We start from the raw sequence: 13,640 nt of genomic DNA, 5'->3' as shown, positions 1-13,640 counted from the left end.
GGTCGTCTGCCCGGCGGCGGTCGTTACGCCAGCCGGGCCAGTTACACGCCGTTAATGAAACGGCGCTTCCCGCTTCAATACCTGATCAATCACCTGCAAAACGCCTTCCTGGTTATTGTGCGGTGCCCGATAACGGGCCGCTTCAATGGCCGCCTCACACGCATTTTGCATCGCAAAGCCAAAACCCGCCTGACGCAGCATTTCCAGGTCGTTACCGCTGTCACCAAACGTTACCACTTCGCTGTCGTGAATACCCCAGCGTTCCTGCAGCAGGCGCAGGCCGTTGGCTTTATGTACGCCGGGGATAATCAGGTCGATATTGCCGTGCCCGGTGGTGACCGCAGTCATTAGATCGCCAACGCCTTCATGCAGCGCTTTTTGCACCTCAGGCACCAGCCGGTCGGGCAGATTCAGGCCGAACTTCAGGAACGTATCGTTCAGATTATCAAAGCTATCCACCAGCTCGAGACGGTGATAGTAAAGCCCCGCCATGGTTTTTAGCTGCTCATCGTAGCGATTAAGCGTATAGGCGCTGCGTTTCCCGCAGGCTATGATCTCCACGTCCGGCAGAGTATGCAGAAAATCGACGACCTGACGAAAATGCGCCGCCGGGAGTTCACAATTGAACACATCTTCTCCAGCATCGCGCACCCAGCCGCCGTTTTCAGCCACAAAGGCTATCTCATCGGCAATTTCTGGAAAGAAAGAGATCAGCTGCCAGTACTGGTTTCCGCTGGCCACCACAAAGCGAATGCCTTGCTCCTTCATCTGCTGATACTGCGCGAGAAAACGCGCCCGGTTATAGCGTTTCTCATCGCTAAGAAAGGTGCCATCCATATCTACGGCAATCAGTTTGATACTCATCACGCACGCTCCGTCACAGGTTCAGATTCAGGTTTTGCTACCGCCCGCGCGACCAGCGCTGCGACAATAACCAGCGACAGCACCGCCAACATGGCGCTTCGCAGGCCGTAATGTTCCCCGAGGAAGCCGAGCAGCGGCGGGCCCACCAGAAATGCCAGATAGCCGGTGGTGGCGACGACGCTCACGCGGGTCGGGGCATCCGGACCGGTGTCGCTGGCAGCAGAAATGGTCAGCGGAAAGCCTAGTGATGCACCCAGACCCCATAAAATGACTGAAACACCGGCCACCCAGTCGATGTCGACAAAGATAATCAGCGCGATACCCAGTGCGCCCATGATGGCGCTGGCGCGCACCACGGCGACACGGCTGTAGCGGTCGATAAACCAGCCCCCGGTGAAACGCCCGACGGTCATGCCCAGCGTAAATCCGGCGTAAATCAGAGAGCCAGACGTCGGGCTAAAACCGTGGCCGTCAACCATCAGCAGCGGCAACCAGTCGTTGGCTGACCCTTCGGCGAATGCCATCGCCAGCACGACAACGCCAATCAGCATTAGCTGACCGTCGCGATAAAACGGGACACCTTTTTCATGATGAGTGCTGTTTTCAGCCGAGTTTTGACCGGTGCCTTCCGGAATAGCTTTGATAGAGATAATAATTGGCGCGATGCCGCACAGGGCCGCAAGCAGAATATGAAGGGTAGCGGACAGGCCGAACGCGGTCAGCGCCATGCCGATCCCCGCCCCGACCAGCGTGCCGAGGCTGTAAAAACCGTGCATCATTGGCAGAACGGTTTTATTCATCTCGCGCTCAACCGCCGCGCCTTCGACGTTAATCGCCACTTCGGCTGCGCCAAAGCTGCCACCAAACACCATCAGCCCGAAGGCGAAAAACAACGGCGAGGCGAACCACAGCCCGAGGCTGAGGAGCATCATGCCGAGTACCGCGCACGACATCGTGGTGCGAATCACTTTACGGGTGCCAAACCGTTTGACCAGCCACGCCGAACAGAGAATACCGCTCATCGAACCAATCGACAGGCCAAACAGTACGATGCCCATTCCGGCGGTGTTCACGGAGAGAATATCGCGAATAGCGGGTGTACGCGTGGCCCAGGACGCCATTAATAAGCCTGGCAGAAAGAAGAACATAAACAGCGCCCACATGCGCAACTGCAAGGCCCTGCGTGAAGAAAGCAACGTCATCCGTAAACTGCCTGTAGAAAAAGAGGGAGAGACAACACTAACAAGCTTGTGTACATTTGTACACAAACTGTAAGAGGAAAAAGTATGGCCCGCAGACCCAACGATCCGCAGCGCCGGGAGAGGATCCTGCAGGCGACGCTGGACACCATAGCAGGCCACGGCATTCAGGCCGTGACGCACCGCAAAATCGCTACCTGTGCCGACGTACCTTTAGGCTCCATGACCTATTATTTCAGCGGGATAGACGCGCTGTTAGAGGAAGCGTTCACCGGTTTTACCGACGAAATGCTGGTGCAATATAAAGCATTTTTCGCCGAGGTCACGACCGCGATACAGGCCTGCGATGCCATCACCCAACTGATCTTCAGTGCTCAGGTGACCACCACCCGCAACATGGAACTGATGTATCAGCTCTACGCGTTCATAGGCTGCAAACCGGCGCTGAAAAACGTAATGCAGAACTGGATGCAGCGTAGCCAGCAGGTGCTTCAGCAGTGGTTCGATCCGGCCACGGCGCGCGCTCTGGATGCCTTTATCGAAGGGATGACGCTGCATTTCGTGACCGATCGTGCGCCGCTGAGTAAAAAGGAAATCCGTCAGATGGTTGGTAGGATTGCGGCGCTCTGAACGATTACCGGGTCGTTGCCCAGGCGAGTTGGGCTATCTTGCGACATACTGATCGCTTAATCCGACGTAAGGAGTGATCGTATGACCGCAGAGATAACCGGTGGGATTGATATAGCGCTGAAAGTGCCGACCCACCAGTACCAACAGACGCTCGATTTTTACCGCAATACGATTGGGCTGGAGGAGATAACGGATAAGGCTCCAGCAACCGGATTTATCCTCGGGCCAAACCGATTATGGATTGATGAAGCCCCCGCCATGAGTCAGGCCGAGCTGTGGCTGGAACTGTTTACGCCTGACTTTGCAGCAACAGCCAAACAGCTGGCACAGCAGGGCGTCACCCGCTGCGATAGCGTCGAGCCGCTACCCGAAGGATTCAAAGGGGGATGGATTATGAGCCCGTGCAATATTGTGCATATGCTAAGAGAACCAGAAGCCTGGTGAGCGGCTTCTGGTTTTGACACTGTGAATCAGAGGGTGCCGGTACCGCCGTCGGAGCACCACACCTGACCCGACGCATACGAGCAGGCATCCGAGGCCAGAGTGACGTACAGCGGGGCAATCTCCACGGGTTGGCCAGGACGTCCCAACGGTGTGTTTTTACCAAACTCGCGAACCTTTTCCTGCGGCTGACCGCCACTCGGCTGAAGCACGGTCCAGTATGGCCCGGGGGCTACGGCATTCACTCGAATATTTTTCGGACCGAGCTGTTTCGCCAATGCTTTGGTAAATACCGCCAGGCAGGCCTTGGTTTGCGCATAATCCAGCAGGATGGCACTCGGCTGATACGCCTGAACAGAAGACGTATTAATAATCGACGCGCCTGATTTCAGGTGCGGCAGCGCCGCCTTGGTTATCCAGAAAGGGGCATAGACATTGGTTTTAAAGGTCGCATCAAACGCCTCGGTGGTCAGTTCTTCGAGGGTCTCACAATATTGCTGACGACCCGCATTGTTCACCAGAATATCCAGCCCGCCCAGGGCGCTTACCGCATCATCAACCAGCGATCTGCAAAATGCTTCATCGCGGATATCACCGGGCAGCGCAACGGCGTTTTTACCTTCGGCCTTAATTAGGGCAATAACGTCTGTCGCATCTTCCTCTTCCTCAGGCAGATAGTTAATGGCGACATCAGCACCTTCACGGGCGAACGCAATGGCGACTGCCCGGCCAATACCTGAGTCCCCGCCGGTAATCAGGGCCTTCTTGCCCGCCAGCCTGCCGGTGCCGACATAACTGGTTTCGCCATGATCCGGTTCCGGGGACATTTCAGACGCGAGGCCCGGTGCTTCCTGGGGTTGCTCTTCAAACGGGGGAGTCGGGAACTGGTTTGATTGATCTGAATGATGACTCATGGCACCTCCTTAAAGCGTAAAACTTCAGCTTAGACGCTCATGTTACGTTTTATGGACAGAAAGGGGGATTTCGGAGGAGTCTCAGGAGGGGGAAATAATGCTGAAGGATTTCAGGCAACAAAAAACCCATTTATGTAAACGGGTTAGTAAAAACAATGACTTGTAAGATATTCAATAAGTTAGGTTGGTGATGAAATGTGGCGATTAGGGGGTATTGCCAACCGCTGTCGCCACTTTGTCGCCACTTGGCATTCATTACTTACTCATTGCTTTCCGTGAAGTTTATAATGGCCGTCCTATTACACGGCTATTGGGAAGAGCCATGAAATTGTTAATTGCCTCCTTGCTAATGCTGTTTTTCCCCCGTAAAGGGTTTGAATGGTTCATCAGGACGATGTATCCAAATGAGTATCTCAATCCTAACTTCAGCGAATCATCATGTCACTTGAGGAAAAAGCTCCGTTCGGCTGCAAAATATAATTTTCTTTTTTTCGCGGCTGCAATGATAGTCATTTGGTCGTTATGGCAGTTCGAATTTTCAATGGTGAATACCATTAAAGCAGCCTCAGCATACATAGCGTTGACCGTCTCTATTGGTCGAGGCGGTTGGAGCCTACAAACTTGGGATGGTAATACTCTCTCAGAGCGAATTGATCAACTGATCTACAAGATGGCACAGTACATTAATGTGCTGATTTTATTAGTGACAATTTACTATCCTAATAAATAATTCATGTAACCATCGTAGCTAGTGGGTTGAAGCGCAGGGCTGTTTCAAGGTGATCGGGTGCCAGGTGAGCATAGCGCATGGTCATTTTTATGTCGTGATGGCCCAGGATTTTCTGCAGAGCAAGGATGTTCCCGCCCGACATCATAAAGTGTGCTGCGAACGTATGGCGCAGGACGTGGGTAAGCTGCCCGCGCGGAAGCACGATCGAGGTTTTCTCCATCACCGACAAAAACTGGAAATAGCAGTCCGTAAAGAATTTGAATCCGTCCAGGGCAATGATTTCTTCATACAGCTCTTTGCTGATCGGAATGCTACGGTTCTTTTTACCTTTGGTCCTGACAAACGTGATTCGATACTTTGTGACTTGGGAGCGTGTGAGGTTCACCGCTTCGCGCCAGCGTGCTCCGGTGCTTAGGCAGATTTTGACAACCATAGCGAGAAGGGCACTTTGACGATGGCAGTCGTCCAGGAGTTCTGTTATTTGCTCATGTGTCAGCCAGGCCATCTCTTTTTCGGCGATGGTGAATTTTCGCATGTTCTCAAGTGGGTTCGGTGCGCTCCATTCCCCAAGCCGAGCCAGTTCGCTAAACACGCCACTCAGATAACTTTGCTCCAGATTGATAGTTACCGGGCTGGCACCTTTCTTCCACTTCTCGCTAAAGTAGATTTCACCCGTTAGTCGTTTGTCACGGTAATGCGCGAACAATTTTGAGCTGAGATCAGTAGCTAGAGGATTTCCGAGTGCATCGACCATTAGAACCAACTTGTCATAAACATGTTCGCCAGCGGTCAGGGATTTACCATGCAGTTTGAACCAGAGATCTACGACGTCTTTGAGTGTCCGGCGATCTACCGATTCGCCCAGCCACGGCTTGGCTTCTGCCTCATCCATTGTGTGGCGTTCAAAAGCTACTGCTTCACCTTTGGTCGCAAACTGCTTACGCACTCGACGCCCACCACGTCCGGCGGGGTAGCATTCACAAATCCATTTTCCTGTGTCGAGTTTTCGTACTGCCATAAAAATGCCCTCCATATGGAGAGCATTTTCACTGTATGCATAAACAGTGTCAACGTATGTTGTTCTAAGTAACATACATCACAGGTATCTATAAGATTGAGGTGCTGTGATGTTGTCACCTAATGAGCTTAAGTGGCGGGGTTGATCGTAAATCTTTAGCTCACCAATTTTTATAGCAAAGGCTTTCTCTTTACTGTGAAAATACGAATCAAAAAACTGTTTACTAATACCAGCATACCGACAAGTTTTTTTCCATACGTTACATGGTTTATCTTCTATAACATCATCGATATCAAACTCAGCAACAATCATACCTACAGGCATAGTTGAGTAAATCACCACGGATTTAACATCCGGGTTTTTGAAAATTCCTTTTCTGAACTCAAATTTTTTTGTTCCATCAAGAATCTTTTCAACATACTCAGGTTTAATTGACAATAATACTTTCATCTACTTCACCAAGTTCAACTATATCATTAAACTGTTTATCAGTTAATTCAACTACACCCCAGCGGCTTTGAGCATTCAAACCCACATTAGAAATTAGTTTAGCACGATTTATTCTTTTTGGTAAAGCAAGATTATAAGTAAAGCTAATAATATATGGGAACTTTTTGGTCTGATAAAAATCCTTCAGTTCATTCTCAGAAAATACACTGTATCTAGAACAGTAATTTATAAACTCCTGTTCTGAAGAAAATGAAGCGATGTTTCTGACATCTTCGACAACACATAATGAAGTCGCAACTGAACGATAGTATGCTCGGTTTGGTTCATCGGTTGTCCTGTAAATCACAAGAATATCATGACGCTTTATATTCGTAACGTCTTTCATGCGGCATATGTATATTTTTCTTATACTATTTGCATGAGAAACGTCTGTGATTATGTCTGGTGATTCATTGATTAGCTTAGAATCAGGAAATAATTTCGTGTGAAATTCAGGATAAATTGACAACAGATATTTTTTTTCATTATTTCTGTTGTTAATAAAAGGATAGTCGGAAAGAATATCACCTGTAAGATGTTCTCTATTCATCTCTCTTAATAAAACGTTTTCGGTGCCATTACCTGAGTTTTTTGTACCATAACGGATGAAACCGTAAAGTTGGAATAATTTTATTAAATAGTCATGTTTCTCAAATACTGTGACGTAGATATCATCGACTTTTTCTTTTAGGGCATGGTCAAATATTTTTTTCAAAAACCGTTGTCCACGCAATGTTTTTTTTGTATTGAATTTGAATGTTCCAATTTTTAAATGTTTTTTATTATCTAAAACTGGAGAGACATCTGTTACTGGACCATTTTCTATTTTCAGATACATAAATCCGTCGATAGTGTTATCGTCATTGTAAAGAACATAGGCCATTTCTTTTGGGTTTAAACTTTTCTTATTAAACCAATCAACAAACCCCTGGTTATAATCATTTTTCAGTGTGTCAAAGAAATCGTCATTGAAGTTCACTTCACTGAATGTTATAAATTTCAAGTTTTCCATATATATTCCTCAGTGATAGTTATATTATTTTCTATATTTCCAAAAATGTATGGAGATATAAGTTATTATTGAAACTATAGCAGCTATGATATACACCTCTTTTGCTGGGATGAATTTAAGCATAAGAGCGAAAGCTGCGCCATATAATAAATAAGAGAGGATTTTGGTGATTTTTGCTTTTGTATTTTTAAATTTAACGACAACAGAAAAATCGTTCAATCTTGATTCTTTGGAATTATCAATTTTCCAATGGTAGATCATCGGGTCATGAGGGCCGAAAGAAACACTTTTATCAAAGTATTTCGTCCATGTTTCTGATTCTAATATTCTGCAGCCTTTATAATTCGATCCAGAGGCTGAACAATCATCAACCATGTCTCTTATGATAAATAAATGTGTTTTTAAAGGTGTGCAAGCTGCACTAGCTAATGTAGTGGATATTTCAGATGGTAAGTTTCGTTGTTCATTAATTCTAAAGTCAATAATATCCGAACGCTCAATGTTACTTTTAAGAAATAAATCTTTAGGGTAAAAGGTTTTTACTAAGTTTGTTAAATCAGATGGATTTAAATTGATGCGAAATCGTATGTAATGTTTACAGTTTTGTGAGTCTGAGAGGCAATCGCTTAGTTTAAAAACAATCAACGTACCATCATCCGCATCATTGATTTTAACACGTTGATCGAGTTGGCTATTTTTAAACGCCAACTTAGTGTTTATTATAAGATCACCTTTATTGTCTAACACTAATTTCAAGTGTCTTTCATCTACTGTTTCTCTGTTAATAAGGTATTCATTAAAAACAGCAGTAACTAAATTCTTACTTGATTCAAGATTTTCACTTAAGTCTGAAAAACAATCAGTGCTTTTCTTGAATGGAAGAAATATACATATTGCACCATTTGACGCTATTTCGTCATCTTCTGGGCGACGGAATGTTATACCAAAATCTAGGTAACTCAGTTTATGAGAACTAACGTTCCAGAAATTTATATGTAACTCATCTATGAAATTAGAATGAGTCGGATTATATCCGGATGTTTTCCTTATTTTGAAATTCCGGCATCCCCAAACCGCAAAACTACGTGACATAACCATTTCCTTTGATTTAATTTGTGAATAATATTAAACATCGGCTAAGAGCCGATAATAGCATCTTGCGATAGGTTTTATTTCATCGAGCATACATTCAAAAAATGATAGCTCACTTGCTACTTGTACCTTACCTACTGGAATTCTTGTTAAGTTGCGTGAGCTTATTGTCCCTTCAATTTCTACTATCCATAGACCATCAATTATTTCGCTGAACTCCATTTCTACAAGATAATAGCTCCCATCGTCAGAAATAATAGTTGGCTTTAATATTTCTCGTGGAATGAATTTTTTATCTAAAAAATAAGAGGAAGCATCGCGTAAGTTTCCATCAATGATTTTCTGATGCGGTAGCTGAACAATATCTTGCACAAAATCATTACTCGTTGAACCAATGCCTGTAGCTAACCACTCGAGGGATGAACCTGTTTCGAGGGCACACTGAATGACCCAATCAGCAGGAAAAATGTCTCGCATGTATCTCGTAGCCATTGTGCTCTTTGATACGCCCAAGTGGTCGCAGAGAGCCTGACGAGTGTTGAACCCATACGCCTCAACCAATCGCTCAATCACTTTCTTGCCGCCGCTATTGAAATCCAAAAGTCCTCCAAAACAATCTAAATTGCATTGACAGATTCCAAAAGCGATCTTAAAGTTGAACTCGAAGTGTTCTTTTGGAGCCTTCACAGCTAATCACGATAAACAACGGCTCGCCACAAGCCGAACTAAAGAAGGAATGTTGCACCATGACCCCAAACATTTCAATCACTCTGAATACACCACACGTCACAATTGATCGCTATAGCGAACTTACAGGCCTTCCAGTCGATACGATCAATGACATGTTGGCTGATGGTCGCCTTCCGCGCCATCGTCTCCGCAAAGATAAAAAGCGCGAAAAGGTCATGATTAACATGGCTGCTCTGACTGTAGATGCACTATCGGCTTAAGAAACTTTTGCTTATCGCAGTCACGCTTAAGGTTCGATTTTGCGATAAGTTCGGAGATGAAAACTATGTTTGATTATAAAGTTTCCAAACACAGACACTTTGATGAAGCCTGCCGGTCTTTCGCTCTACGCCACAACATGGCGAAGCTGGCTGAACGTGCAGGCATGAACGTTCAAACCCTGCGTAATAAGCTCAATCCGGAGCAACCTCACCAGCTCACAGCGCCAGATATTTGGTTGCTGACCGATCTCACCGAAGACTCAACGCTGGTTGATGGTTTTCTGGCGCAGATCCATTGCCTGCCGTGTGTGCCCACCAATGAAGTCGCACGGGAGAAAATGCCTCAGTACGTCCTGAAAGCCACCGCTGAGATCGGACGTGTGGCTGCCAGTGCGGTTTCTGGTGTTCAGTTAAACGCGACCACCCGACGTCAGGTTGTCGAGAGCGTCAATTCCGTTACCCGGCTTATGGCTCTTACAGCCATTTCCCTGCAGGCGCGTTTGCAGGCTAACCCAGCGATGGCGAGCGTGGTCGATACCGTGACGGGCCTTGGCTCATCGTTCGGGCTGAGCTGAGGTGTTTATGCTGAACAACGAACCATCATTTGCGTCGTTATTGGTTAAGCAAAGCCCTGGAATGCATTTCGGTCACGGCTGGATTGTAGGAAAGGATGGTAAGCGCTGGCATCCGTCCCGCTCACAGGCGGAATTACTGGCTGGCCTGTCTACCACGAAGAAGGGGAAGCCATGGCTATTGAAGGCGCTTCAACGGCTCGTTCGATAAGCCCAGGGGAGCGCTATGAGGGACTGAACCACATAGCCGAATTACGGGCAAAGGTATTCGGTCATAACGTTGAGTCAGAGCTTGAGCGGTTTATTGAAGATATGAGTGACCCACGGGACGCTAACAATAAGCAAAACAAGCGTGCATTAGCCGCCATCTATTTTATGGCAAACATTCCGACAGATCGTCACAGCGTCAAAATTAGTGAGCTGACGACTGACGAAAAGCGGGAGCTGATAAAGGCAATGAACCATTTTCGTGCAGTGGTGAGCTTATTTCCTAAACGGCTAACCATGCCGAATTAATCCACAACAGAAATTAATGGCGTAAACCCGCCGGGCATTCTTTTGCCTAAATTCAGGAGAATTGAAGATGCGAAATAGTAAAACCTGTACCAACAAAACCGGATCGGATGATGCTGGTTTGTTCCAGTTGTTTAACGAGACTCGTCTGGATGAGCGCAAAAGCTGTGCCTTTGCCGTTTCCCTCCGCATGGAGGCGCTGGCTATCCACATCCTAAAAGAGGGAATGAACGGCGTGGAGGCGGCGGAATTGCTGCGCCGTGAAGTTGCCCGTTATGAAGCCGAATCACGCGGGGACTGGCACTGATGGCTGATTCCATGGATCTCGTCCAGCAGCGCGTTGAAGAAAACCTGCAGCGCCATATTCAGAACGCCCGCGTCAAAAAACCGGGCATTGCCCGCGTTCTTTGCATCGATTGTGACGCGCCAATCCCAACAGCTCGCAGACAAGCTATTCCGGGCGTGCAGTGCTGCGTGACGTGCCAGGAAATCGCAGAGCTGAAAGGGAAGCATTACACCAGAGGCGCGCTGTGAGCTTCGGAGCCTGTCAGTGATGCCTGAATTAATAAAAGACAAAGGCGGCCCGACTGAGGCCGCCGTGGTTTTCCCATGGAATGCCCCAAAAAAAGCCATCAATCCATACCACGACCCGGCAGACGTTGCGCCGGGTTCTGCGCTTTCAAACCTGATCACTCTCTACGCAGCGGACAACGAGCAGGAAAAGCTGCGCCGCGAGGCGTTGAGTGATGAGGTCTGGGAACGCTATTTCTTCAATGAGTCCCGTGATCCTGTCCAGCGTGAAATGGAGCAGGACAAACTCATCAGCCGCGCCAAAATGGCACGGGAACAACAGCGCGCAAATCCCGACCTGGTGATTATTGCCGATGTAAACGCCGAGCCATCACACATCAGTAAGCCATTGCTGGAGCGGATTAAATATTTTCATGGCCTGGGCAGGGAAAAGGCGTATTCCCGCTATCTGCGCGAAACTATCAGGCCATGCCTTGAGCGCCTGGCGCGTGTACGTGACAGCCAGGTATCTGCTTCCTTCCGTTTTATGGCAAGCCATGACGGGCTGGAAGGCTTGCTGGTTTTACCTGAAATGAATCAGGACCAGGTAAAGCGTCTATCTACCCTGGTCGCCGCCCACATGAGCATGTGTCTGCATGCGGCTTGCGGTGATCTTTTTGTCACGGATGACGTGAAACCCGAAGAAATCCGCCAGGCATGGGAAAGGGTTGCGGCAGAGGCGATGCGTCTTGATGTTGTCCCGCCAGCATTTGACCAACTGCGCCGTAAAAAACGCCGCCGTAAGCCTGTGCCCTATGACCTTATTCCGGGATCGCTGGCGCGGATGCTGTGTGCAGACTGGTGGTATCGCAAGTTATGGCGGACGCGTTGCGAGTGGCGCGAGGAGCAACTGCGCGCCGTCTGCCTGGTCAACAAGAAAGCGTCCCCGTATGTCAGCTATGAAGCTGTGATCCATAAGCGCGAACAGCGCCGCAAGTCGCTGGAGTTTTTCCAGTCGCATGAGCTGGTGAATGCCGACGGCGACACGCTGGACATGGAAGACGTGGTGAACGCCAGCAACAGCAATCCGGCACACCGTCGCAATGAGATGATGGCCTGTGTTAAAGGACTGGAGCTTATCGCGGAAATGCGCAGTGATTGCGCCGTGTTCTATACCATCACCTGCCCGTCACGCTTTCACGCGACCCTCAACAACGGCAGGCCAAATCCAAAGTGGACCAGCGAAACGGTCCGGCAGAGCAGTGACTATCTGGTTGAAACGTTCGCCGCATTCCGCAAGGCCATGCACAAGGCCGGGCTGCGGTGGTATGGCGTCCGCGTTGCAGAGCCACACCATGACGGCACCGTACACTGGCACCTGCTGTGCTTCATGCGCAAAAAAGAGCGCCGGACCATCACCGCGCTGCTGCGTAAATTTGCCATCCGGGAAGACCGCGAGGAGCTGGGCAACAACACGGGGCCGCGTTTCAAGTCTGAGCTGATTAACCCCCGCAAAGGCACGCCGACCAGCTACATCGCTAAATACATCAGCAAGAACATCGACGGGCGCGGGCTGGCTAAAGAAGTCAGCAAGGAAACGGGCAGATCACTGCGCGACAGCGCGGAGCATGTCACCGCCTGGGCATCACTGCATCGCGTCCAGCAGTTCCGTTTCTTTGGCATTCCGGGCCGCCAGGCATACCGCGAGCTGCGTTTGCTGGCGGGCCAGGCTGGCAGGGCGCAGGGCGAGAAAAAAGCAGGTGCGCCGGTTCTGGAAAATCCCCGGCTGGATGCCGTGCTGGCTGCTGCAGATGCCGGGTGTTTTGCCACTTACATCATGAAGCAGGGCGGCGTACTGGTTCCCCGCAAACATCACCTGGTCAGAACGGCATACGAACTTAACGATGAGCCGAGCGCCTATGGCGACCACGGTATCCGTATCTATGGCATCTGGTCCCCGATTATTGAGGGCCGGATCTGCACGCACGCAATCAAGTGGAAGATGGTTCGCAAGGCCGTTGACGTTCAGGAGGCGGCAGCCGACCAGGGCGCTTGCGCCCCTTGGACTCGTGGCAATAACTGTCCCCCTGTTGAAAAAATGTACCAGACAGGGGGCGAATTACCTGAAACCAGTGAGCCAGAGGCGCTGCCGGATCTTCATAATCTGAGCGCTAAGGAACGCCGGGAGCTGACCGCCCGGCTGAGGTTGGTAAAACCGAAGCGTCGGAAAGGGTACAAACAGGATATTACCGATCACCAGCGCCTGCAGCTCGACGCTGAACTGAGGTCCAGAGGCTTTGACGCGAGTGAAACGGAAGTTGATCTGCTTCTGCGTGGCGGCAGCCTGCCATCTGGAGCCGGATTGCGGCTGTTCTACCGGAACCAGCGTCTGCAGGAGGATGACAAATGGCGGCAGTGGTACTGAAAAAGTCAGGATTGAGGTTATCTATTAATCAAAGGGTTAGCTGAGTAAAAAACTATTTCAGCTTTAAATACATATGTTGTACTGTATATATAAACAGTAATAAGGGGAGGGAGTTGTGAACGATTTGTTCATGGAGTCACTTGCACTGCAGCGGATAGAACTTATGGCCCGGCTGGTCGCCAGTTCAGATTGTAGCGATGACGACAAGGAGGTTGCGATTTCGTGGCTGTCGGAGCTGACGAGCGATCTGGTTACCAGGCTGAATGAATACGGAGTAGGGC

General features: G+C 49.0%; 18 protein-coding genes. 10 read left to right on the top strand and 8 right to left on the bottom strand.

Annotation, left to right across the window (positions count from 1 at the left end; genetic code table 11):
• Positions 1–51: 51 nt before the first annotated feature.
• Together SIK69_RS22795 and SIK69_RS22790 are read right to left on the bottom strand one after the other, a co-directional pair.
• Positions 52–864 carry a Cof-type HAD-IIB family hydrolase gene (locus SIK69_RS22795; protein WP_319629733.1) on the bottom strand — a complete coding sequence of 271 codons (813 nt, stop codon included), beginning with the start codon at positions 862–864 and terminating at the stop codon, positions 52–54.
• Entirely contained in the window at positions 864–2,066 is a 1,203-nt protein-coding gene (locus tag SIK69_RS22790) for an MFS transporter (protein ID WP_319787205.1), read from the bottom strand. The genes SIK69_RS22795 and SIK69_RS22790 overlap by 1 nt, the downstream gene beginning before the upstream one ends.
• Positions 2,067–2,150: 84 nt before the next feature.
• Here SIK69_RS22790 and SIK69_RS22785 point away from each other — a divergent pair, with 84 nt between their 5' ends.
• Together SIK69_RS22785 and SIK69_RS22780 are read left to right on the top strand one after the other, a co-directional pair.
• Complete coding sequence (locus SIK69_RS22785) at positions 2,151–2,693, top strand: TetR/AcrR family transcriptional regulator (protein ID WP_319629735.1); 543 nt, start codon at positions 2,151–2,153, stop codon at positions 2,691–2,693.
• Between the two features lie 81 nt (positions 2,694–2,774).
• Positions 2,775–3,137: a VOC family protein gene (locus tag SIK69_RS22780; RefSeq protein WP_319629736.1), complete on the top strand. Its 363-nt coding sequence runs from the start codon at positions 2,775–2,777 to the stop codon at positions 3,135–3,137.
• 26 nt (positions 3,138–3,163) lie between these two features.
• Here SIK69_RS22780 and SIK69_RS22775 read toward each other — a convergent pair whose 3' ends face one another.
• The gene (locus SIK69_RS22775) at positions 3,164–4,048 is read right to left on the bottom strand and encodes an SDR family oxidoreductase (protein WP_319629737.1); all 885 of its coding nucleotides are present in this window, start codon (positions 4,046–4,048) and stop codon (positions 3,164–3,166) included.
• Positions 4,049–4,370: 322 nt separating this feature from the next.
• Here SIK69_RS22775 and SIK69_RS22770 point away from each other — a divergent pair, with 322 nt between their 5' ends.
• On the top strand, positions 4,371–4,778 hold the full coding sequence (locus SIK69_RS22770; RefSeq protein WP_319787204.1) for a hypothetical protein: 408 nt from the start codon (positions 4,371–4,373) through the stop codon (positions 4,776–4,778).
• Position 4,779: 1 nt separating this feature from the next.
• Here SIK69_RS22770 and SIK69_RS22765 read toward each other — a convergent pair whose 3' ends face one another.
• From SIK69_RS22765 to SIK69_RS22745, 5 genes are all read right to left on the bottom strand, one after another.
• The gene (locus SIK69_RS22765; protein ID WP_319787203.1) at positions 4,780–5,796 is read right to left on the bottom strand and encodes a phage integrase; all 1,017 of its coding nucleotides are present in this window, start codon (positions 5,794–5,796) and stop codon (positions 4,780–4,782) included.
• A 78-nt stretch (positions 5,797–5,874) separates the two neighbouring features.
• The gene (locus tag SIK69_RS22760) at positions 5,875–6,246 is read right to left on the bottom strand and encodes an ASCH domain-containing protein (protein WP_117108611.1); all 372 of its coding nucleotides are present in this window, start codon (positions 6,244–6,246) and stop codon (positions 5,875–5,877) included.
• Positions 6,224–7,297, bottom strand: coding sequence for an N-acetyltransferase (locus SIK69_RS22755; RefSeq protein ID WP_319787202.1), 1,074 nt, complete (start codon positions 7,295–7,297; stop codon positions 6,224–6,226). Before SIK69_RS22755 ends, SIK69_RS22760 begins: the two co-directional genes overlap by 23 nt.
• 24 nt (positions 7,298–7,321) lie before the next feature.
• Positions 7,322–8,389: a hypothetical protein gene (locus SIK69_RS22750; protein WP_319787201.1), complete on the bottom strand. Its 1,068-nt coding sequence runs from the start codon at positions 8,387–8,389 to the stop codon at positions 7,322–7,324.
• Between the two features lie 33 nt (positions 8,390–8,422).
• Entirely contained in the window at positions 8,423–9,076 is a 654-nt protein-coding gene (locus SIK69_RS22745; RefSeq protein WP_319787200.1) for a phage repressor protein CI, read from the bottom strand.
• A gap of 59 nt (positions 9,077–9,135) precedes the next feature.
• Here SIK69_RS22745 and SIK69_RS22740 point away from each other — a divergent pair, with 59 nt between their 5' ends.
• From SIK69_RS22740 to SIK69_RS22710, 7 genes are all read left to right on the top strand, one after another.
• A complete protein-coding gene (locus tag SIK69_RS22740) occupies positions 9,136–9,339 on the top strand; it encodes a regulator (protein WP_319787199.1) in 204 nt (67 codons plus the stop codon).
• Between the two features lie 65 nt (positions 9,340–9,404).
• Complete coding sequence (locus SIK69_RS22735; protein ID WP_319787198.1) at positions 9,405–9,914, top strand: phage regulatory CII family protein; 510 nt, start codon at positions 9,405–9,407, stop codon at positions 9,912–9,914.
• A 7-nt stretch (positions 9,915–9,921) separates the two neighbouring features.
• On the top strand, positions 9,922–10,122 hold the full coding sequence (locus SIK69_RS22730; RefSeq protein WP_319787197.1) for a phage filamentation protein Fil family protein: 201 nt from the start codon (positions 9,922–9,924) through the stop codon (positions 10,120–10,122).
• Positions 10,086–10,427 (top strand): DUF5347 family protein, encoded by a 342-nt coding sequence (locus SIK69_RS22725; protein ID WP_319787196.1) that lies wholly within the window; start codon positions 10,086–10,088, stop codon positions 10,425–10,427. Before SIK69_RS22730 ends, SIK69_RS22725 begins: the two co-directional genes overlap by 37 nt.
• Positions 10,428–10,494: 67 nt before the next feature.
• Complete coding sequence (locus SIK69_RS22720; RefSeq protein ID WP_199557392.1) at positions 10,495–10,731, top strand: DUF2732 family protein; 237 nt, start codon at positions 10,495–10,497, stop codon at positions 10,729–10,731.
• Complete coding sequence (locus SIK69_RS22715) at positions 10,731–10,958, top strand: TraR/DksA family transcriptional regulator (protein ID WP_004223883.1); 228 nt, start codon at positions 10,731–10,733, stop codon at positions 10,956–10,958. The genes SIK69_RS22720 and SIK69_RS22715 overlap by 1 nt, the downstream gene beginning before the upstream one ends.
• 19 nt (positions 10,959–10,977) lie before the next feature.
• On the top strand, positions 10,978–13,359 hold the full coding sequence (locus tag SIK69_RS22710) for a replication endonuclease (protein WP_319787195.1): 2,382 nt from the start codon (positions 10,978–10,980) through the stop codon (positions 13,357–13,359).
• The last annotated feature ends 281 nt before the right edge of the window (positions 13,360–13,640 follow it).

It is taken from the genome of Scandinavium lactucae (genome assembly GCF_033843265.1).
In the GTDB taxonomy this organism is placed as follows: domain Bacteria; phylum Pseudomonadota; class Gammaproteobacteria; order Enterobacterales; family Enterobacteriaceae; genus Scandinavium; species Scandinavium lactucae.
This window is presented reverse-complemented; position numbering and strand designations above follow the sequence as displayed.